The sequence below is a fragment of the uncultured Massilia sp. genome, from assembly GCF_913773735.1.
In the GTDB taxonomy this organism is placed as follows: Bacteria; Pseudomonadota; Gammaproteobacteria; order Burkholderiales; family Burkholderiaceae_D; genus Telluria.
In genome coordinates, this window is record NZ_CAJYEB010000015.1 from 34,849 (window position 1) to 55,189 (window position 20,341).

Below are 20,341 nucleotides of genomic sequence, written 5' to 3' on the forward strand. Positions count from 1 at the left end.
GATGGCACACATTCCCGAACGGCGCTCGCTGTGGCGCCGCATCAAGCCGTATCTCGTCGTGTTCGACGGGCCGCTGGCGATGATCCTGTTCCTGCTGTTCTCGGCGGGCACCCTGACCATGAGCTCGGCCGGCCACGACTTCCCGGGCCGCATGGAAGGGCAGATGCGCAACATCCTGCTGTCCTTCATCGTGATGTGGGTGGCCGCCAACATCCCGCCGCAGATGCTGTTGCGGCTCGCGGTGCCGATCTACACCTTCGGCGTCACCCTGCTGGTCGCGGTGGCCCTGTTCGGCATCATCAAGAAGGGCGCGCGGCGCTGGCTGCACGTGGGCGTCGACATCCAGCCGTCCGAGATCATGAAGATCGCCACGCCGCTGATGCTGGCCTGGTACTTCCAGACCCGCGCCGGGCTGGTGAAATGGCATTCCTTCGTCGTCGGGGCGGTGCTGCTGCTGATCCCGTTCACGCTGATCGCCAAGCAGCCCGACCTCGGCACCGCGCTGCTGGTGGGCGGCTCCGGCTTCTTCGTGATCTTCCTGGCCGGCCTGTCGTGGAAGGCGCTGGCGGTGCTGGCCATGGGCGGCGCGGCGAGCCTGCCGGTGGCCTGGTCGATGCTGCACGACTACCAGCGCGAGCGCGTGATGACGCTGATCGACCCGACCTCCGATCCGCTCGGCAAGGGCTTCCACATCATCCAGTCGGTGATCGCGATCGGCTCCGGCGGCGTCTCCGGCAAGGGCTACATGAAGGGCACGCAGGCCTACCTGGAATTCATCCCGGAGCGCACCACCGACTTCATCTTTTCGGTGTACTCGGAGGAGTTCGGCCTGGTCGGCAACCTGGTGCTGCTGTTCCTCTACCTGCTGCTGATCGGACGCGGGCTGATGATCGCCGCGAACGCCCCGAACCTGTTCACGCGCCTGCTCGCCGGCGCGCTGTCGATGATGTTTTTCATGTACGCCTTCGTCAACATGGGGATGGTCAGCGGCATCCTGCCGGTGGTCGGCGTTCCCCTTCCGTTCATGAGCTATGGCGGAACGGCGCTGATTACATTGGGTCTCGGCAGTGGTATATTGATGAGCATTCAACGGCACCGCAAGCTGGTGCAGACCTGAAGATGACAACCTGATATGAAAAAGAACGCAATGGCCGTTCCGAGGTTGCTTCCCGCGGTCATTGCGTCATTGGCAATGATCACCGGCTGCACGACCACGGAAACCGGCGAACACAAGAGCCTCATCCCGCTCCCCTGGAAGCACAAGGTCACCGCCAACCACGGCGGCCCGAACGACCTGCCCAAGCTCCCCGCGGCCGGTTCCGGACGCGGCGGCTACTACCAGGACGACGGTCCCGGCGCGAATCCCCCGCCCGGCCTGCGCGACCTGCCCGACGCCGTCGTCAAGTACGAACCCTACGCCAAGTTCGCCAACCGTCCCTACACGGTGTTCGGCACCACCTACACGCCGCTGCTGAACGACGAGCCGTACAGCCAGCGCGGCGTCGCCAGCTGGTACGGGGTCAAGTTCCACGGCCAGCGCACCTCGTCCGGCGAACCCTACGACATGTACAAGATGACGGCGGCGCATCCGACGCTGCCGATCCCCTCGTACGCGCGCATCACCAGCATCGAGACGGGCCAGTCCGTCGTCGTGCGCATCAACGACCGCGGGCCGTTCCACGCCGACCGCCTGATCGACGTCTCGTACACGGCGGCGCTCAAGCTCGGCCTGCTCGGCAAGGGCAGCCACCAGGTCCAGGTCGACCGCCTGTTCCCGGACGACGGCACCCGCATCGCGGCCGTGCGGCGCGCGGCCGCGTCCGAGGCCCAGGCGCTGCCGCCGCCGGACATCGCCGCCCTCATGCTCGAGGACCGCATGCAGATGGACAGCGCGGCCGTCGCCCGCCCGCAGCCGCAGCCGCAGGCCGTAGCGGCTGCCGCCAGCGGTTTCTACCTGCAGCTCGGGGCCTTCGGCCGCGACGGCAAGGCCGAGGAAATGAGCGCGCTGCTCAAGCAGTCCGGCGTCGAGGGGGCACTGGAAGTGGTCCGCTCGGGCAACCTGAACCGCCTGTACTGCGGCCCGTACCCGACCCGCGCGATGGCGCAGGAAGCGGCGCGCGCCCTGCCGTCCTCGCTCGGTCTCAAGCCCATCGTCGTGCGGCGCTGAGCGCCCGTGCCGCCAGTGCGCGGCGCGGCCGTCAGGAGCAGTCCCTGACGTCGACGTCGTAGCGTTCGGCGTAGCCGGCCACGCGCTTGCGCGTGGGAGCGTCGAGGGCGCGCAGCCTGAAGACGTAGTGCGTGGTCTGCGGGCCGCGCGGGGTGATGCGGGCGCTGCGCACGCCCTGCTTGTTCAGCTGGGCCAGCATGGCCTGGGCGCCGGCCTCGGTCTTGAAGACGCCCAGCGAGATCGCGTACTTCAGCGGCGAGTCGCCCTGCAGCACGTAGAAATTGGTCACGCCCAGCTGGCGCAGTTCGTTCGACTTGCGTTCGGCGCCTTCCTTGCCGCCCTGGGGCGGGATGTTGACGAGCCAGCTCGTGACGTCCTGCGCCTGCACGTTCTCGCGCGCCACGCGCTCGCCCAGGTCGAGCGCGGCCAGGCGCGTCTCGAAGCGGCGCGCGTCGCTCGCGTCGAACGGACCGATCTCGGTGCAGGCGAAGGCCGGCGCCGCGGCGGCGGCCGGCGCTGGCGCCGGGGCAGGCGTCGCCGGTGCCGCGGGCGCATCCTGCGCCGGGCCGGATGGCGCCGGCGCGGCGCGGGCGGCGGCTTGCGCCTGTTCCCCGGTCAGCAGCGTCATCTTGGCCGTGTTGAACTGGCGCTTCAGGCGCGCCGGCTCGTGCTCGTTGCCGCGGGCCGCGCCGAGGTAGCCCTGGCCGTAGGCGAACAGGAGGGCGTTCAGGATCAGGAGGGACCAGAAGGCGAATCGTAGCAAGGCGTTCCTCAATCGGTGGCGAGGGCGGGGACGGCCGCGTGCAGGCCGACCAGCACGATATTATCCAGCATCCGGTGCGCCACCGTCAGCAGCGGCGCCACGCTGGCGGCGGCGCCGCCGGAGACGATGCACAGTTCGGCCGGCAGCGCCGCGCAGGCGCGCTCGATGGCGCCGGCCTGGGCCGACAGGCAGCCAGACAGGATCGCATCGCTGGTGTGGTCGGCGAAGGTCGGCGGCAGGGCGCCCGGCGCCACCTGCGGCAGCTGGGCCGTGCCGCGCGCCAGCGCGCCGAGCATCAGGCCCAGGCCGGGCAGGATCATCCCGCCCAGGAAGTCGCCGCCGGCACTGACGGCATCGACGGTCGTGGCGGTGCCGCAGGTCGCGACGACGAGCGCCTTGCCGGGCGCCAGCGTGCGCGCGCCGAGCGCCGCCGCGAAGCGGTCGCTGCCGAGCTGGGCGGGATTGCGGTAGCGGTTGCGCAGGCCCGCCAGTTCGGCGCGCGCCGCGAACCACGTGGGCGCCACCGGCAGCACGGCTTCCAGCTGCGCCGCCATCGCCGGGCCGGCCACGTTCGAGACGATGGCGCGCGCGATGCCCTGCGCCGCCCAGGCGGCGCGCAGGCGCTCCAGTCCGGCGTGCGGCACGGCGCCGTGCGCGGCCCAGTCGCCGGGCGCGGCGGCGGCGTGCGCGATGGCCCACTTGATGCGGGTATTGCCCGCGTCGACCAGCAGCAGCATGGCGGCTCCTTTCGCTTACGTTTCCCTGGGGCGCAACGAGACGTCGCCGGCCACGATCGCGATGCGGCCCGCGTCCGTGTCCAGCAGCAGGCGGCCGGCATCGTCGACCCCGGCGGCCAGCCCTTCGTGCAGCACCGCGCCGCGGTCGAGGATCGCGACCGGCCGGCCCTGGTAGGCGTGCAGCCCGTTCCAGCGCGCGCTGAACGCGGCGAAGCCGCCGCGTTCGAAGGCGCGCAGCGCGCCGGCCAGGCCGTCGAGCAGGGCCGCCAGCAGGGCGTCGCGGTCCATGCGCGCCAGCCACGGCATGGCGGCCACCGGGCGGCCTATCCTGGCTTCGAGTTCGTCGGGCATGACGAGGTTCAATCCGACGCCGATCACGGCCCAGGTCGCGCCATCCGGCGCCGCCGTGGTCTCGACCAGGATGCCGGCCAGCTTGTCGCCGTCCTTGAGCACGTCGTTCGGCCACTTCAGCGCGACCGGCTGGCCGAGCCGGGCCAGCGTCTCGGCCAGCGCCGTGCCGATCGCCAGCGGCAGGCCGGTCAGGCGCGCCGGCCCGCCGTCGATGCGCCAGGCCAGCGAGAAGGTCAGCGAGTTGCCCGGCTCGGACAGCCAGCTGCGGCCGGCGCGCCCGCGTCCCGCGGTCTGGTGCTCGGCGACCAGCAGCAGCGGCCCGGCCAGGCCGGGCGCGCGCGCCAGCAGGTCGGCGTTGGTCGAGCCGGTCTGCGCCACGACCTCGACCCGCACGTCCGCGCCGGCCTGCGCCAGGCCCGCGATCCGTGCCGCGTCCATGGACGCGTGCGCGCTCATCGCTTGTCCTTCTCCGCCTTCGCCCTGGCGACCAGGTAGTCCATCACGTCGAGGGAAGCTTGCTGCTGCTGGGTCTCGTTCGAGCCCGGCAGCGACTTGCCGGCCTGCGAAGGCGAGGTGACGAAGCGGCCGTCGACGACCACCAGCGGCCAGTACTGCACGTCGTAGGCGTCCATCATCGCGCCGGCGCGGCGCAGGCGCGCCTGGATGCCGAACGAGCGGTAGGTATCGATGAACTTCGCGCGGTCGATGCCGGCCTGGCCGACCCAGTCGAACACCTGCTCGTCGCTGCCCAGGCGCAGGCGCTCGACGTGCATCGCTTTGAATACCCTGGCGTGGTACTGCTCCAGCAGGCCCATCGCGTCGAGCGTGTAGAACAGGCGCTGCTGCGCCAGCGCGGCGGCGCCGGCCGCGACGTGCACGCGCTTGAACACGATGTTGTCGCCCTGTTTCCGGACCCAGTCGGCCAGCAGCGGCTCGAAGGCGGCGCAGTGCGGGCAGTAATAGGCGAAGAACTCGATGACCTCGACCTTCTTGCCGGTATCGGTCGGCTGCGGCGACGCCAGCAGCACGTACTGGTTGCCGGGCACCGGTTCGGCGGCGCCGGCGGCGCCCGGGAGGGTCGCGGCGGCGGCGAGGCCGAGCAGGGCGGTGCAGAACAGGCGGCGCGGTGCGCGCATGGCTTCTCCTTTTTCTTGTTGGCCGCGCAGGCGGGTGCCGCGGCAGGTGGGCAAGGGGTGGCTCAACGCTGGTTGCGCACGATGGCGACGTCGACGCCGCTGTCGAGCAGCTTGGCGCGCGCCTTGTTCATGGCTTCGACCTGGTTGAACGGGCCGATGCGCACGCGGTGCAGCGTGCCGCTGTCGCTGGCGCGGTCGCTGAGCGCGGCCTCGAAGCCGAGCAGGGCCAGCTTGGCGCGGGTCGCCTCGGCATCCGACAGGTCGCGGAAGGCGCCGGCCTGCAGGTAATAGATGTACTCGCCGGTGCCGGCGGCCGCCGGCGCCGATGCGGCGGCTGGGGCCGGTGCCGGGGTGGGGCGGGGCGCGGCCGGCGCGTGGTTCTCGGACGGATCCTTGAGGCCGGCGATGACCTGGCCCAGCGGATCGTCGGACGGCTTGGCCGGCGCCGCCGGCGCGGGGGCCGGCGCGGTCTCGGCCGGCGCCGCGCCGCGCGCGGCCTTGTCGGCCAGCGCCCGGTTGGCTTCGCGCGCGGCGTCGCGGTTGCCGTACATCGGCTTGTTCGGGTCGGCCGCCTGGCCGGGCGCCGGGTCGGCCGGACGGCCGGACTTGGCCGTCTTTTCGGTGAAGGGCGAGGCGCCCTTGGTGATCGTCAGGGCCACCGCGACCGCGATGCCCAGGCCGACGACCAGGCCGATGATGAGGCCAGTCAGCGTACTGCCGCGCTGGCGCGAAAGGGAGCGGAAACGGAAAACAGCGGTCATGTGGTGCGGTGTCGAGTCGATCGGAGGGCAATGATTACATCTTGTCCGGCGCGGAGACGCCGATCAGGGCCAGGCCGTTGCGCAGCACCTGGCGGGTGGCGGTGGCCAGGGCCAGGCGCGCCAGCTTGAGCGGCTCGTCGTCGTCCAGCAGCCACTTGTGCGCGAAGTAGTAGCTGTGCAGCTCGCCGGCCAGTTCGCGCAGGTAGAACGCGACCTGGTGCGGGCCGAGTTCGGCCTGGGCGCGCTGCAGCATCTCCGGATAGGCGGCCAGCTTGGCCAGCAGGGCCTGCTCGTGCGGCGCGGTCAGCGGCGCCAGGTCGACGCCCGCCAGGCCGGCGACGTCGCCGCCCCAGTTGGCCAGGGCAGAGCAGATGCGCGCATGGGCGTACTGCACGTAGTAGACCGGGTTCTCGTCGTTGGTGGCGAGGGCGACGTCGACGTCGAACACGAACTCGGTGTCGGCCTTGCGCGAGATGAGGAAGAAGCGCACGGCGTCGCGGCCGCGGGTGACGTCGCCGTTGCCGGACCACTCGATCAGGTCGCGCACGGTGACGTAGGAACCGGCGCGCTTGGAGATCTTGACCTCCTCGCCGTTCTTCATGACGGTGACCATCTTGTGCAGCACGTAGTCGGGATAGCCCTGCGGGATGCCGATGTTCACCGCCTGCAGGCCGGCGCGCACGCGCGCGATGGTGCCGTGGTGGTCGCTGCCCTGCACGTTGATGGCCTGGTCGAAGCCGCGCTTGAACTTCTGGATGTGGTACGCCACGTCCGGCACGAAATAGGTGTAGGTGCCGTCCGACTTGCGCATCACGCGGTCCTTGTCGTCGCCGTAGTCGGTGGTCTTGAGCCACAGCGCGCCGTCCTGCTCGTAGGTGACGCCGGCATCGACCAGCGCCTGCACGGCGGCTTCCACCTTGCCGTCGGCGTACAGCGAGGACTCGAGGTAGTAGTTGTCGAACTTGACGCCGAAGGCCTGCAGGTCCTGGTCCTGCTCGTTGCGTAGGTAGGTGACGGCGAAGCGGCGGATCGATTCGATGTCCTCGACATCGCCGCTGGCGGTGGCCGGGGCGCCGTCGCTGGCCGAGACGGTCTTCCCGGCCAGGAAGTCGGCGGCGATGTCGGCGATGTAGTCGCCGTTGTAGGCCGACTCCGGCCACGCGGCGTCGCCCGGCTTGAAGCCGCGCGCGCGCGCCTGCACCGAGGTGGCCAGGGTGGCGATCTGGACGCCGGCGTCGTTGTAGTAGAACTCGCGGGTCACCTGGTGGCCCTGCGACTCGAACAGCGAGGACAGGGCGTCGCCCAGCGCGGCCTGGCGGCCGTGGCCCACGTGCAGCGGTCCGGTCGGGTTGGCCGAGACGAACTCGATGATGGCGTGGTGGCCGTTGCCGGCGGTGCCGCGGCCGAAGGCGCCGGCCTGTTCCAGGATCGTGCGCACGACCGACTGCTTGGCGCCGGCGGCCACGCGCAGGTTGATGAAGCCGGGACCGGCCACCTCGGCCGATTCGACCAGGCCTTGCGCCTGCGGGTCGGCCAGCAGGGCGGCGACCAGGCGGGTGGCCAGTTCGCGCGGATTGGTCTTGAGTGGCTTGGCCAGCTGCATGGCGATGTTGCAGGCGACGTCGCCATGGGAAGGATCGCGCGGGCGTTCCAGGACAATATTCGGAACAAAGTCGGTCGGGGTCAGGTCGCTGCCGGCGACGATGGGAGCCAGGGCGGCCTGGAACAGGGCAACGATCTCTTGTTTTTGTTGGGCGAGCATGGGGAATGGTCGAAAATATAATGGACGGCGGTGCCGGGCGATGGTCGTGCCGCGGACAAACAGCAACCATTATACTGGTTTGACGCCACCCGGAAACCATTGGCCCGGACGATTCCAAAGTCTCGCTTAAGCCTGCGCAACGCTTACCCGCTACAATGTGCGTCTTTATGCATTGACTGATTGCCATGACCGAAAAGCGCCCGACGCTCACCCTCAAACCCAAGGCCAAGGCGGCCGGTGCCGGCCCCGCGCGTCCGGGGCAGAAGCGGCCGGCCGGCCCGGGCGGGGCGGGCCGTCCCGCGGGCGCCCAGGGCCAGGCGCCGGCGCCGCGCCAGGCCGGGCCGCGGCCGCAGGGAGGCCGGGACGAGCGGCGCCCGGACGACAGGCGCCCGGCGCGCGGCCCCGAGCGCGCGCCGGCCCCGGCCCCGGCCCCGGCCCCGGCCCCGCCGGCGGCGGCCAGCCACCAGGACGAGGCGCGCCTGCGCCACAGCCACGAGGTCAAGGTTGCGGCCCAGCTCGGCTACCGTCCCGACCTCAAGGCGGACTCGCTCGCCTTTGCCCTGCTGGGCGCGGCCGGCAGCCTGGCGCGGGTGCGCGCCGGCATCGCGCTGCCGCAGGCGCTGGCCGAGGTCTTCCAGGACTACGACGCCGCCCCGCAGGCGCGCGGCGCGATCCAGGACATCGCCTACCGCGCCATGCGCCAGCTGGGACGCAGCGAGGTGCTGCTGGGCCTGATGACCAGCAAGGCGCCGGAACCGGCGATGCTGGCCGGCCTGCTGCACGCCGCGCTGGCCCTGCTGGATCCGCCGGAAGGCACGGCGGCGCCGTACGAAGCCTTCACCGTGGTCGACCAGGCCGTGGGCGCGGCCGCCGCGCACCCGGACTTCGCCCATGCCAAGGCGATGGTCAACGCGGTCCTGCGGCGCTTCCTGCGCGAGCGCGCCCAGCTGCTCGAGGCCGCGCTGCGCGCGCCGCTGGCGCAATGGAATTACCCGCAGTGGTGGATCGACGCCGTGCGCGGCGCCTACCCGGACGACTGGCGCGCCATCCTCGAGGCCGGCAACCGCCAGCCGCCGCTGACGCTGCGCGTGAACCGGCGCCGCACCGGCGTCGAGGACTACCTGCGCACGCTGGAGGCGGCCGGCATGGGCGCGCGCCAGGTCGGGCCGTGGGCCGTGCGCCTGGACCAGGCCGTCAACGTCGCGCACATCCCCGGCTTCGCCGACGGCCTGGTCTCGGTGCAGGATGCCGGCGCCCAGCTGGCCGCGCCGCTGCTGGACCTGGCCGACGGCATGCGCGTGCTCGACGCCTGCGCCGCCCCGGGCGGCAAGAGCGGCCACATCCTGGAGACGGCGGACGTCGAGCTGACCTCGCTGGACGTCGACGCGCGCCGCCTGGTCCGCGTCGACCAGAACCTGCAGCGCCTGGGCCTGCAGGCGACGGTCAGGGCGGGGGCCGCCGAAGACGCCGGATGGTGGGATGGTCGTCAATACGATCGTATCCTGGCCGACGTGCCGTGCACGGCCTCCGGTATCGTGCGCCGCCACCCGGATATCCGCTGGCTGCGCCGCAAGAGCGATACCCACCAACTTGCAACACTTTCCGCCAAAATACTCGACAACCTTTGGCGAATGCTGCGGCCCGATGGTAAATTGCTGTTCGTGACATGTTCGCTCTGGCCGCAAGAATCGGAAGCGCAGGCCGCCGCCTTCGCGGTGCGCAATGGTGCAGTCCGACTCGACGCTCCGGGCCAACTGCTTCCCAACAGCGGCGCCGGGCAGGATCATGACGGTCTGTTCTACGCCCTGTTCCACAAGGCTGGGGCGTGAGACTTCCCGACAACGCTTTTTAAGGCTCTGGCCCTAGTGACTTTACGATTTTTCCGACTCCTCGCCTGCCAGTTCATGCTGGTCTTCGCATGCGCCAGCGCGCAGGCGGCCGACGGGATCGAGATCACCCGCGCCAGCATCGAGGCCGCCGACGACGGCTACCGCCTCAACGCCGCCTATTCGTTCGAACTGACCTACGGCCTGCAGCAGGCCGTCCAGCACGGCATGTCGCTGTATTTCACCACCGAGCTGGAGCTGACGCGCCCGCGCTGGTACTGGACCGACGACCGCGCCGTCTCCATCAAGCGCACCGTGCGCCTGTACTACCACGTGCTCACGCGCGTCTACTACGTGGTCGTGCCGGGCAGCCTGCAGCAGCCCTTCGACACGCTCGAGGAGGCGCTGTTCTTCATCCGGCGCCCGAGCCGCTGGCTGGTCGCGCCGAGGGGGGCGCTCAAGACCGGCGAAGTCTACAACGTCACGCTGCGCATGTTCATGGACCGCGAGACCCTGTCGAAGCCGCTCCAGGTCGATGCCTTCAACAACTCCGACTGGCGCCTGTCGTCGAACAAGAAGACCTTCACCTACCGTGCGGAGTAAGCCGTGACCCAGGCCCTGCGTTACGCCCTCGTGGTCGGCAGCGCGATCGCCTCGATCCTGCTGTTCCTGCTGGCCTCGGCGTCCGACAACTCGGACTTCTTCGACCGTAACTTCTACTGGCTGCTGGGACTGAACGCCGCCGTGGCCGGCGCCCTGCTGATCCTGGTGATCGTCAACCTGGCGCGCCTGTATTCCGGCTACAAGGCCGGCCGCTTCGGCTCGCGCCTGATGGCGCGCCTGATGCTGCTGTTCGCCGGCATCGGCATCCTGCCCGGGCTGGTCATCTTCATGGTCTCGGTGCAGTTCGTCTCGCACTCGATCGAGAGCTGGTTCGACGTCAAGATCGAGGCCGCGCTGCAGTCCGGCCTGAACCTGGGCCACGCGGCGCTGGACGAGGCGCTCACCGAGCTCGGCGCCGGCGCCGGCACCACCGCGGCCACGCTCGCCGGGCAGGACGACGAGGCGGCGCGCGCCATCCTCGCCCGCGCCGTCGAGGAGAACAGCGGCATGCAGAGCGCCATGCTGCTGACGGCCGACGGCACGCTGGTGGGCGGCAGTTCCGAGGTGCGCGGCGCCGACCTGGCGCCGGACCTGCCGACGCCGCAGATGCTGCGCCAGGCCGCCATGCCGGGCGGCTACGCGCGCGCCGAGGGCGGCATCGACCGCGACCTGGCCAAGATGAGCGACGACCAGCCCAGCGGCCTGGACGCCGTCACCGGCCTGCGCCTGCGCGTGGTGGTGGCGGTGCCCGAGCCGCCCGGCATGGCGCCGCGCTACCTGCAGCTGCTGCAGGGCGTGCCCGTCAACCTGGCCTCGAACGCCGAGGTGCTCAGCACCGCCTACAGCGAATACCAGGCGCGCGCCCAGGCCCGCACCGGCCTGCGCAAGATGTACATCGGCACGCTGACGCTGACGCTGCTGCTGGCGATCTTCGCCGCGATCGGCAGCGCCTTCCTGATCGCGCGCAACCTGGCGCAGCCGCTGCTGGTGCTGGCCGAGGGCACGCGCGCGGTGGCCGAGGGCGACCTGTCGCCGCGGCCGATCGTCGAGACGCGCGACGAGCTGGGCACGCTGACGCAATCCTTCAACGCCATGACGGGCCAGCTGTTCGAGGCGCGCTCCGCCGTGGAGCGCAACCGCGCCGCGCTGGAAAGCGCCAAGGCCCACCTGGAGTCGGTGCTCGCCAACATGTCCGCCGGCGTGATCGTGATGGATGCCGACGGCGTCGTGGTCAATTCGAACGACGCCGTGCACCGCATCCTGCAGGTCGACATCGCCTCGCTGGCGGGCCGTCCGCTCGACGCGATCGAGGGCATGGAAAGCTTCGCCGGCGCCGTCACGCGCGCGTTCTCGGCGCAGAGCGCGCAGTCGGCCGCGGGACGCGGGCGGGCGCCGCTGCGCGCGCACTGGCAGCAGCAGATCGAGATTCCGCGCCGCCCCGGCAGCGCCGACGACCACGACCTCACCCTGCTGGCGCGCGGCTCGCGCCTGCCGGTGGGGGCGGGCAGCGGTTTCATCGTCGTGTTCGACGACATCTCCGACGTGATCTCGGCGCAGCGCTCGGTGGCCTGGGGCGAGGTCGCGCGTCGCCTGGCGCACGAGATCAAGAACCCGCTCACGCCGATCCAGCTGTCGGCCGAGCGCCTGCAGATGAAGCTCGCCGACCGCGTCGACGCCCAGGGCGCGGAACTCCTGAACAAGGCCACCGACACCATCGTCAACCAGGTGGCGGCGATGAAGCGCATGGTCGACGACTTCCGCGACTACGCCAAGGCGCCGCCGGCGCACCTGTCGCCGCTCGACCTGAACGGCCTGATCGACGAGATCCTCAACCTCTACCTGGCCGAGGACGGTTCCGACATCATCCACCCCCAGCTCGCGCCCGGCCTGCCGCTGGTGATGGGCGATCCCACCCAGCTGCGCCAGGTGATCCACAACCTGCTGCAGAACGCCCAGGACGCGCTGGCCGACCGCGCGCCCGGCGGCCCGGCGCCGCGCATCGACCTGGTCACCGAGGCGATCCACTACGTCGGCGCCGACGGCTGCACCGGCACCGCGGTGCGCCTGGCCATCGTCGACAACGGTCCCGGTTTCGCGCCGAAGATCCTGTCGCGCGCGTTCGAGCCGTACGTCACGTCGAAGGCGCGCGGTACCGGACTGGGCCTGCCGATGGTCAAGAAGATCATCGACGAACACGGTGGCCGCATCGACGTCGCCAACCGCTCCGACGGTGCTGGCGCTTCGGTATCGATTTTGCTGCTAAAGTTAGCTCCAGAGGCGAACTTGGCCGAAAGCGCGATTCGCGCATAGAATCTTGGCTGTAGGGTAAGCTTGAAAAAAGCGTCACACCGGTGGCGCTTTTGGACTTTCCCGTAGAAGATCAGGAAGGCATGACAAGATGGCGAACATACTCGTAGTTGACGATGAAATGGGCATCCGCGAGCTGCTCTCGGAAATCCTGGGGGACGAGGGCCATGCGGTGCAGCTGGCGGAGAACGCGCAGCAGGCGCGCAATGCGCGCCAGCAGGGCGCGCCCGACCTGGTGCTGCTCGACATCTGGATGCCGGACACCGACGGCGTCACCCTGCTCAAGGAGTGGCAGCGCGACGGCCTGCTCACCATGCCGGTCATCATGATGTCGGGCCACGCCACCATCGACACGGCGGTCGAGGCCACGCGCATCGGCGCCCTGAATTTCCTCGAAAAGCCGATCGCCCTGCAGAAGCTGCTGAAGGCGGTGCAGCAGGGCCTGGCGCGCGGCCAGGAAGCGGCGCGCGCGCCGGCCAGCGCCCCGCGCCCGGTGGCATCGGCGGCCGCGGCCCCGATCCCCGAACCGAGCGTGCAGGCGCAGCCGATGTACGCGCCGCAGCCGGCGGGCATGGCGGGCGCCGGCGCCATCGGCGTGGGTCGCCCCGTGAGCAACGGCGAGGCGCATGCGCACGGCTACACGCTGTCCTTCGACCTGCCGCTGCGCGAGGCGCGCGACGCCTTCGAGCGCATGTACTTCGAGCACCACCTGGGCCGCGAAGGCGGTTCCATGACGCGCGTGGCCGAAAAGACCGGCCTGGAACGCACCCACCTGTACCGCAAGCTCAAGCAGCTCGGCGTCGAACCCGGAAAGCTCGGTAAAAAGAGCGCGCAATGACCGCCGCGCCATGACGACCGCCCTGGCGCCCGTGTGCGCCACCCTGGTCACCGGGCCCAGTGCGCAGGCCAGGGAAGCGGCGATCGCCGCCAGCCTGCCCGCAGCGCACGGCGCCACCGCCATCATCCTCGAGGGCCTCGCGCCCGGCTCCTCCCCGCTCGACGCGTTCGCCGCCAGCCTGCATCCGGCCCCGGCCCGCATCGCGCCCGGTTGCCTGTGCTGCACCGGCAATCTGGTTTTGCGTGTAACATTGAATCGCCTGCTGCGCCAGCGTCCCGAGCGGCTATTCATCGGCGTCGCCCGCGGCGAGCATCTTGATCAGTTGCGATCGTGGCTGCAATCCGAGCCATACGATCAGCTGTTGAGGCTGACCCCGGACTTGCAGGCCTGATGCCATCTGTCTCGTCGATCCGAACGTAACAATATGTTGCGCTCCTTGAAATCGGTCCGGACAGCCTTATCTCTTAGTCGAAGTGGAATGCCAAATGGGCAGCGCGAATAACCAGGTGCGCGTTGCACTGGCGGCCCGCGACGCCCGCCGTACCGACGTACGGCGGCGCTTCCCGACCGCCATTGCGACCGCTCGCGACGGTGTTTCGAGGTGCCCAAGCGCTGTCCGCCGCCGGGCAGCACCTGCACCCATCTGATCGAGTGAAGGAGTCATCATGAACATGATCTACAACAGCGAACAGTACAGCGTCGTGGAATTCGGCGTCGACCACAACCTCGAAGCCCTGCGTTTCGGCGGCTACGAGATCGTCGACAAGTCCGGCCGGCGCGAAGCGTTCATCGGCGGCAAACTGGCGCAAGCCTTCCGGCGCGACGTCAACAACCTGATCGCCAGCGAACCCACGATGGAAGAGATCGACGACTTCCTGGGTTCGTACGATACCCTGATGAGCCAACCGGTCGTCCTGCATTGAAACCCCTGTCCGGACCCGCCCGTCGCGGCGGTCCGGATCCTGTCCGCCCTCGTTCTTTTCCAATCACGTGTTCCGCATTCCGGCTTTGTGCCGGCGCATGGTAAGCTTGCCCCATGTGTCAACTTCTTGCCATGAACTGCAATGTCCCGACGGACATCGTGTTCAGTTTTACCGGGTTCGCCCATCGCGGCGGCCGTACCGACACCCACCATGACGGCTGGGGCATCGCCTTCTTCGAAGGGGCCGGCGTGCGCCATTTCGTCGATCACCAGGCGGCCGTCGCCTCGCCGATCGCCGAGCTGATCAAGCACTACCCGATCAAGTCGCTGAACGTCGTCGCCCACATCCGCAAGGCCACGCAGGGCCAGGTGGCGCTGGAAAACTGCCATCCCTTCGTGCGCGAGCTGTGGGGACGCTACTGGGTGTTCGCCCACAACGGCGACCTGAAGGCGTTCGACCCGGTCCTCGACGGCCCGTACCGCCCCGTCGGCAATACCGACAGCGAGCGCGCCTTCTGTTTCCTGCTGCAGCAGTTGCGCGAACGCTTCGGCGAGCGGCCGCCGGCGCTGGCGCAACTGCGCGCCGCGCTGGCTGACCTGGTCGCCATCGTCGCGCGCCACGGCACCTTCAACATGATGCTGTCCGACGGCACCGCATTGTTCGCGCACTGCTCGACCAAGCTGTGCTACATCGTGCGCCAGTACCCGTTCGCGTCCGCCTGCCTGTCCGACGAAGACCTGTCCGTCGACTTTTCCCAGGTCACGACGCCGAACGACCGCGTCGCCATCATCGTCACCACGCCGCTCACGAAGAACGAAACCTGGACCGACTTCGCGCCCGGCGAGCTGAAGATGTTTGTGGATGGATTGCCGCAAACCTAAGATTTTTGTAACGTTTTTTTACAGAAATGTTTTTCATCCGGTCACTGCGCTGTCGGAATGCGGTAAAGTAACCGGATGCTATTGTTCATGAGTCCGAGATGACCGATACCGCGAGCGCCGAGCGCGCCGACTACCCGTTGCGCGTGCGTGATTTCTACCTGGGGCGACAGCCCGTCCTCGATCGCGACCAGGCCCTGTACGGCTACGAGCTGCTGTTTCGCGGCACGGCGCCGGGCATGGCCCTGCCGGGCATGCCGGCGCCGCATGCCGAGGGCGCCGCGATGCCCAGCGGCCTGTCGGCCACCGCCGCCGTGATCGCCCACGCGGCCCAGCTCGGGCTGGCGCGCGCGATCGGCGACGCCGCCTGCTTCCTGAACGTCGACGCGGAGACCCTGGCCAGCGACATCTTCGCCTTCCTGCCGCGCGACCGCACCGTGCTCGAGATCGTGTCCTCGGTGGTGCCGGACGAGGCGGTGCTGGCGCGCATGCGCGAACTGGCCGGCCATGGCTTCCGCTTCGCCATCGACGGCGTCGACGGCGACAGCCTGCGCCTGCAGCGCCTGCTGCCGCTGGTGTCCTTCGTCAAGCTCGACCTGCGCATCGTCCCGCACGGCACCCTGCCGGCGCTGGTGCGGCGCCTGCACGCGATGGAAAAGCTGGTCGTGGCCGAGAAGGTCGAGACGCGCGAGGAATACCAGGCCTGCCTGGACTTCGGCTTCGACTACTTCCAGGGCTATTATTTCGCCAGGCCGTCGGTGCTGGGCGGGCGCAAGCTGTCGCCGTCGCAGCTGACGGTGCTGGACCTGATGAACCTCGTCATGTCCGACGTCGACAACGTCGAGATCGAGCGCGCGGTCAAGAAGGACGTGACGCTGGCGCTGAACCTGCTGCGCCTGGTGAACACGCCCGCGGTGGGCGCGCGCCAGCGCATCGATTCGGTCAGCCAGGCGCTGGTCGTGCTGGGCCGGCGCCAGCTGCAGCGCTGGCTGCAGATCATGCTGTACGCCGAGCCCGCCACGCGCGGCCACAACCAGACCCCGCTGCTGATGCTGGCGACGACGCGCGGCCGCCTGATGGAACTGCTGGCGCAGCGCCTGCGTCCGGGCCAGCGCCAGCTGGGCGAGGTGGCCTTCACGGCCGGCATCATGTCGCTGATGGACGCGCTGTTCGGCATCCCGATGGCCGACATCGTCGAGCAGATCCCGGTGAGCGACGAGATCCGCAACGCGCTGCTGCGACGCGAAGGCTTCTTCGGCGAGCTGCTCAAGCTGGCCGAGATGATCGAGCAGGCCGACAGCGCCGACGACATGGTGCTGCCGGCGCTGAAGGAGCTGGCCATCACCGGCGACGACATGATCGAGCTCGAGATGTCGGCCTACCAGTGGAGCGACAGCGTCGTCCGCTACGCGATTTGAACGCGCGGTGCGCACGGGGTGCGCACCCTACGCGCCGCCGGCCTACAGGTTCGGCGCCAGGTGCCGTTCCAGTTCCGCCTTGTCCATCCCGCGCCGCTGCGCCATGTCCTCGAGCTGGTCCTGGCCGATCTTGCCGACCACGAAGTACTTCGATTCCGGGTGCGAGAAGTAGAAGCCCGACACCGCCGCGCCCGGGTACATCGCATACGATTCCGTCAGTTCCATCCCGATCTCGGTCGCCTGCAGCGTCTCGAACATTTCCTTCTTCACCGTGTGCTCCGGGCAGGCGGGATAGCCCGGCGCCGGGCGGATGCCGACGTAGTCTTCCTTGATCAGGGCCTCGTTCGTCAGGTCCTCGCCCGCCGCATAGCCCCACAGGTCGGTGCGCACGCGCTCGTGCAGGTATTCGGCGAAGGCTTCGGCCAGGCGGTCGGCCAGGGCCTTGAGCATGATCGACGAGTAGTCGTCGCCCGCTTGCTCGAAACGCTGCTCGTGCTTCTCGATGCCCAGGCCGGCCGTCACGGCGAACATGCCGATGTAGTCGTTGATGCCGGAACCCTTCGGCGCGATGAAGTCGGCCAGGCACTGGTTGGGGCGCTGCACGCCGTCCACGACCGGCTTGACGCCCTGCTGGCGCAGGCCGTACCAGGTGAAGTCCACTGCGCCGCGCGTGTCGTCCTTGTAGATCTCGATGTCGTCGTCGTTCACGCTGTTCGCCGGCAGCAGGGCGATGACGCCGTTGGCCGTCAGCCAGCGGCCGTCGATGAGCTTCTTGAGCATCGCCTGGCCCTCGGCGAACACCTTGGTCGCCGCCTCGCCCACGACCTCGTCGGTCAGGATGGCGGGGTAGGGGCCGGCCAGGTCCCAGGTCTGGAAGAACGGGCCCCAGTCGATGTAGCGCGCCAGGGTCGCGAGGTCGACGTTCTTGAAGACGCGCCGGCCGACGAACTTCGGCCTGGCCGGCGCGTACGCCAGCTTGGCCTTGTTGGCGCGCGCCTGGGCCAGCGACACCATCGGCAGCGCCTTCTTGTTGGCGTGCTGCTCGCGGATGCGCTCGTAGTCCGATTCCAGTTCGGCCACGTAGCCGTCGCGCAGGTCGGCCGTCACCAGCGACTGGCCCACCGACACCGAGCGCGAGGCGTCCGGCACGTACACGACCGGGCCTTCGTAGTGCGGCGCGATCTTGACGGCGGTGTGCGCGCGGCTGGTGGTGGCGCCGCCGATCAAGAGGGGGATCTTGCGGTCGCGGAACCACGGGTCGCGCTGCATCTCGCGCGCCACGTGGGCCATCTCTTCCAGCGACGGCGTGATCAGGCCCGACAGGCCGACGATGTCCGCGTTCTCTTCCTTGGCCTTGGCCAGGATCTCGGCGGCCGGCACCATCACGCCCATGTTGACGATCTCGAAGTTATTGCACTGCAGGACCACCGAGACGATGTTCTTGCCGATGTCGTGCACGTCGCCCTTGACGGTGGCAATCACCATCTTGCCCTTCGGTTTCGCCACGATGCCGGTGCGCGCTTCCTCGGCCGCCTTTTCTTCCTCGATGAACGGCACCAGGTGGGCCACGGCCTGCTTCATCACGCGCGCCGATTTCACCACCTGCGGCAGGAACATCTTGCCCTGCCCGAACAGGTCGCCGACCACGTTCATGCCGTCCATCAGCGGGCCCTCGATCACGTGGATCGGACGGCCACCGTCGGCCATGATCTGCTGGCGCGCTTCCTCGGTGTCCTCGACGATCCACTGCGTGATGCCGTGCACGAGCGAGTGCGACAGGCGCTTGCCGACCGGCGCGTTGCGCCACTCGAGGTTCTGCTCCTGCTTCGCGCCGCCCGCCTTCAGGCGGCCGGCGAATTCGATCATGCGCTCGGTGGCGTCGGCGCGGCGGTTCAGCACCACGTCTTCGACGCGCTCGCGCAGTTCCGGATCGAGGTCGTCGTAGACGCCGACCATGCCGGCGTTGACGATCCCCATGGTCATGCCGGCCTTGATCGCGTGGTACAGGAACACGGTGTGGATCGCCTCGCGCGCCGGGTCGTTGCCGCGGAACGAGAACGACACGTTCGACACGCCGCCCGAGATCTTCGCGTGCGGCAGGTTCTCGTGGATCCAGCGGGTGGCGTTGATGAAGTCCACCGCGTAGTTGTCGTGCTCCTCGATGCCGGTGGCGATCGCGAAGATGTTCGGGTCGAAGATGATGTCCTCGGGCGGGAAGCCGACCTTCTGCACCAGGGTGTCGTAGGCGCGCTTGCAGATCTCGATCTTGCGCTCGAAGGTGTCGGCCTGGCCCTTCTCGTCGAAGGCCATGACGATGACGGCGGCGCCGTAGCGGCGGCACAGCTTTGCCTGGCGCAGGAACTCCTCCTCGCCTTCCTTCATCGAGATCGAGTTGACGATGGCCTTGCCCTGCACGCACTTCAGGCCCGCCTCGATCACGCTCCATTTCGACGAGTCGACCATGATCGGCACGCGCGAGATGTCGGGTTCCGACGCCACCAGGTTCAGGAAGCGCGTCATCGCGGCGACGGAGTCGAGCATCGCCTCGTCCATGTTGACGTCGATGACCTGGGCGCCGTTCTCGACCTGCTGGCGCGCCACCGACAGCGCCTCGTCGTACTGTTCGTTCAGGATCATGCGCGCGAACGCCTTCGAGCCCGTGACGTTGGTGCGCTCGCCGACGTTCACGAACAGCGAGTCGTCGTCGATGGTGAACGGCTCCAGGCCGGACAGGCGCAGCGCCGTCGGGATCGTCGGCACGGTGCGCGGCGTGGCGCTGGCCAGCAGGTCGGCGATCGCCTGGATGTGCTCCGGCGTCGTGCCGCAGCAGCCGCCGGCCACGTTGACGAAGCCCGCGTCGGCGAATTCGCGCAGCAGGGCCGAGGTGTCTTCCGGCAGTTCGTCGAAGCCGGTGTCGCTCATCGGGTTGGGCAGGCCGGCGTTCGGGTAGATGCACACATACGTATCGGCGATCTGCGACAGTTCCTGCGCGTACGGGCGCATCAGCGCGGCGCCCAGCGCGCAGTTCAGGCCGATGGTCAGCGGCTTCGCGTGGCGCACCGAGTTCCAGAATGCGGTGACGGTCTGGCCGGACAGGATGCGGCCCGAGGCGTCGGTGACGGTGCCCGAGATCATCAGCGGCAGGCGCGGGGTTGCCGGGTGCGCGTCGAAGTACTGGTCGATGGCGAACAGCGCCGCCTTGCAGTTGAGCGTGTCGAAGATGGTCTCGACCAGCAGCAGGTCGACGCCGCCTTCGACCAGCGCGCAGACCTGTTCGTGGTAGGACGCGACCAGCTGGTCGAAGGTCACGTTGCGCGCCGCCGGGTCGTTCACGTCGGGCGAGATCGAGGCGGTCTTGGGCGTCGGGCCGAGGGCGCCGGCGGCGTAGCGCGGCCGATCCGGCGTCGAGTACTTCGCGCAGGCGGCGCGCGCCAGCTTCGCGGCCTGCACGTTCATCTCGTAGACCAGGTGCGCCATGTGGTAGTCGTCCTGGGCCACGCCGGTGGCGCCGAAGGTGTTGGTCTCGATGATGTCGGCGCCGGCCGCCAGGTAGCGTTCGTGGATTTCCTGGATGATCTGCGGCTGCGTCAGGTTCAGCAGCTCGTTGTTCCCCTTGACGAACAGCTCGCGGGCGCCGCTGCCGGCGGGCGCGGCGAAGTCGGCGAAACGGCCCCCGGGGCCGCCGCGGTAGGCGGTTTCGTCCAGCTTGTACTGCTGGATGATCGTGCCCATCGCGCCATCGAGGATCATGATGCGGCGCGCGAGCGTGGCGCGCAGCTGGGCTTCGACGGGGGAGACGGTGGGGACGGCGCTGGTCATCGTGTGCTTTCGTAGGGAATTCGGGGCTGTTGTCAGGGATGCCAGCGAGCGT

General features: G+C 69.3%; 17 protein-coding genes. 10 read left to right on the forward strand and 7 right to left on the reverse strand.

Features of this window, described 5'->3' with window-relative positions; all coding sequences use genetic code 11:
* Position 1 precedes the first annotated feature (1 nt).
* Positions 2-1,117, forward strand: coding sequence for a rod shape-determining protein RodA (rodA, locus tag QZ749_RS06365; RefSeq protein ID WP_296944654.1), 1,116 nt, complete (start codon positions 2-4; stop codon positions 1,115-1,117).
* 75 nt (positions 1,118-1,192) lie between these two features.
* Positions 1,193-2,167: a septal ring lytic transglycosylase RlpA family protein gene (locus QZ749_RS06370; protein WP_296944740.1), complete on the forward strand. Its 975-nt coding sequence runs from the start codon at positions 1,193-1,195 to the stop codon at positions 2,165-2,167.
* Positions 2,168-2,198: 31 nt separating this feature from the next.
* Here the strand turns inward: QZ749_RS06370 and QZ749_RS06375 are convergent, their stop codons facing one another.
* The 6 genes from QZ749_RS06375 to argS all read right to left on the reverse strand — a co-directional run bounded on the left by QZ749_RS06375 (position 2,199) and on the right by argS (position 7,677).
* The gene (locus tag QZ749_RS06375; RefSeq protein ID WP_296944657.1) at positions 2,199-2,930 is read right to left on the reverse strand and encodes an SPOR domain-containing protein; all 732 of its coding nucleotides are present in this window, start codon (positions 2,928-2,930) and stop codon (positions 2,199-2,201) included.
* Between the two features lie 8 nt (positions 2,931-2,938).
* Positions 2,939-3,667, reverse strand: coding sequence for a type III pantothenate kinase (locus QZ749_RS06380; RefSeq protein WP_296944660.1), 729 nt, complete (start codon positions 3,665-3,667; stop codon positions 2,939-2,941).
* A gap of 15 nt (positions 3,668-3,682) precedes the next feature.
* Positions 3,683-4,474, reverse strand: a complete 792-nt coding sequence (locus tag QZ749_RS06385; RefSeq protein ID WP_296944663.1) for a biotin--[acetyl-CoA-carboxylase] ligase — start codon at positions 4,472-4,474, stop codon at positions 3,683-3,685.
* Positions 4,471-5,154 carry a thiol:disulfide interchange protein DsbA/DsbL gene (locus tag QZ749_RS06390; protein WP_296944666.1) on the reverse strand — a complete coding sequence of 228 codons (684 nt, stop codon included), beginning with the start codon at positions 5,152-5,154 and terminating at the stop codon, positions 4,471-4,473. The genes QZ749_RS06385 and QZ749_RS06390 overlap by 4 nt, the downstream gene beginning before the upstream one ends.
* Before the next feature lie 62 nt (positions 5,155-5,216).
* Entirely contained in the window at positions 5,217-5,915 is a 699-nt protein-coding gene (locus QZ749_RS06395) for an SPOR domain-containing protein (RefSeq protein ID WP_296944668.1), read from the reverse strand.
* Between the two features lie 34 nt (positions 5,916-5,949).
* Positions 5,950-7,677, reverse strand: a complete 1,728-nt coding sequence (gene argS, locus QZ749_RS06400; protein WP_296944670.1) for an arginine--tRNA ligase — start codon at positions 7,675-7,677, stop codon at positions 5,950-5,952.
* Positions 7,678-7,862: 185 nt separating this feature from the next.
* On the opposite strand from argS, the gene rsmB reads away from it, so the two are divergent.
* The 8 genes from rsmB (at position 7,863) to QZ749_RS06440 (ending at position 16,470) form a co-directional block, all read left to right on the forward strand.
* Entirely contained in the window at positions 7,863-9,506 is a 1,644-nt protein-coding gene (gene rsmB / locus QZ749_RS06405; protein ID WP_296944672.1) for a 16S rRNA (cytosine(967)-C(5))-methyltransferase RsmB, read from the forward strand.
* Between the two features lie 75 nt (positions 9,507-9,581).
* The gene (locus tag QZ749_RS06410; protein WP_296944674.1) at positions 9,582-10,106 is read left to right on the forward strand and encodes a DUF4390 domain-containing protein; all 525 of its coding nucleotides are present in this window, start codon (positions 9,582-9,584) and stop codon (positions 10,104-10,106) included.
* 3 nt (positions 10,107-10,109) lie between these two features.
* Positions 10,110-12,416 carry an ATP-binding protein gene (locus tag QZ749_RS06415; protein WP_296944678.1) on the forward strand — a complete coding sequence of 769 codons (2,307 nt, stop codon included), beginning with the start codon at positions 10,110-10,112 and terminating at the stop codon, positions 12,414-12,416.
* 88 nt (positions 12,417-12,504) lie between these two features.
* Complete coding sequence (locus tag QZ749_RS06420) at positions 12,505-13,251, forward strand: response regulator (RefSeq protein ID WP_296944680.1); 747 nt, start codon at positions 12,505-12,507, stop codon at positions 13,249-13,251.
* A gap of 10 nt (positions 13,252-13,261) precedes the next feature.
* Positions 13,262-13,642, forward strand: coding sequence for a GTPase (locus tag QZ749_RS06425; protein ID WP_296944682.1), 381 nt, complete (start codon positions 13,262-13,264; stop codon positions 13,640-13,642).
* Between the two features lie 274 nt (positions 13,643-13,916).
* On the forward strand, positions 13,917-14,174 hold the full coding sequence (locus QZ749_RS06430) for a DUF3567 domain-containing protein (RefSeq protein ID WP_036235350.1): 258 nt from the start codon (positions 13,917-13,919) through the stop codon (positions 14,172-14,174).
* 113 nt (positions 14,175-14,287) lie between these two features.
* A complete protein-coding gene (locus QZ749_RS06435; RefSeq protein WP_296944686.1) occupies positions 14,288-15,055 on the forward strand; it encodes a class II glutamine amidotransferase in 768 nt (255 codons plus the stop codon).
* 98 nt (positions 15,056-15,153) lie between these two features.
* Positions 15,154-16,470, forward strand: a complete 1,317-nt coding sequence (locus QZ749_RS06440; RefSeq protein WP_296944688.1) for an EAL and HDOD domain-containing protein — start codon at positions 15,154-15,156, stop codon at positions 16,468-16,470.
* Positions 16,471-16,512: 42 nt separating this feature from the next.
* On the opposite strand, the gene metH is transcribed toward QZ749_RS06440, so the two are convergent.
* Positions 16,513-20,289 carry a methionine synthase gene (gene metH / locus QZ749_RS06445; RefSeq protein WP_296944690.1) on the reverse strand — a complete coding sequence of 1,259 codons (3,777 nt, stop codon included), beginning with the start codon at positions 20,287-20,289 and terminating at the stop codon, positions 16,513-16,515.
* Between the last annotated feature and the right edge of the window lie 52 nt (positions 20,290-20,341).

Coding starts and splice junctions, on each gene's coding strand:
- rodA (WP_296944654.1), top strand. CDS start 2: ATGGCACACATTCCCGAACGGCGCTCGCTGTGGCGCCGCATCAAGCCG.
- QZ749_RS06370 (WP_296944740.1), top strand. CDS start 1,193: ATGATCACCGGCTGCACGACCACGGAAACCGGCGAACACAAGAGCCTC.
- QZ749_RS06380 (WP_296944660.1), bottom strand. CDS start 3,667: ATGCTGCTGCTGGTCGACGCGGGCAATACCCGCATCAAGTGGGCCATC.
- QZ749_RS06385 (WP_296944663.1), bottom strand. CDS start 4,474: ATGAGCGCGCACGCGTCCATGGACGCGGCACGGATCGCGGGCCTGGCG.
- QZ749_RS06390 (WP_296944666.1), bottom strand. CDS start 5,154: ATGCGCGCACCGCGCCGCCTGTTCTGCACCGCCCTGCTCGGCCTCGCC.
- QZ749_RS06395 (WP_296944668.1), bottom strand. CDS start 5,915: ATGACCGCTGTTTTCCGTTTCCGCTCCCTTTCGCGCCAGCGCGGCAGT.
- argS (WP_296944670.1), bottom strand. CDS start 7,677: ATGCTCGCCCAACAAAAACAAGAGATCGTTGCCCTGTTCCAGGCCGCC.
- rsmB (WP_296944672.1), top strand. CDS start 7,863: ATGACCGAAAAGCGCCCGACGCTCACCCTCAAACCCAAGGCCAAGGCG.
- QZ749_RS06410 (WP_296944674.1), top strand. CDS start 9,582: ATGCTGGTCTTCGCATGCGCCAGCGCGCAGGCGGCCGACGGGATCGAG.
- QZ749_RS06420 (WP_296944680.1), top strand. CDS start 12,505: ATGGCGAACATACTCGTAGTTGACGATGAAATGGGCATCCGCGAGCTG.
- QZ749_RS06425 (WP_296944682.1), top strand. CDS start 13,262: ATGACGACCGCCCTGGCGCCCGTGTGCGCCACCCTGGTCACCGGGCCC.
- QZ749_RS06430 (WP_036235350.1), top strand. CDS start 13,917: ATGAACATGATCTACAACAGCGAACAGTACAGCGTCGTGGAATTCGGC.
- QZ749_RS06435 (WP_296944686.1), top strand. CDS start 14,288: ATGTGTCAACTTCTTGCCATGAACTGCAATGTCCCGACGGACATCGTG.
- QZ749_RS06440 (WP_296944688.1), top strand. CDS start 15,154: ATGACCGATACCGCGAGCGCCGAGCGCGCCGACTACCCGTTGCGCGTG.
- metH (WP_296944690.1), bottom strand. CDS start 20,289: ATGACCAGCGCCGTCCCCACCGTCTCCCCCGTCGAAGCCCAGCTGCGC.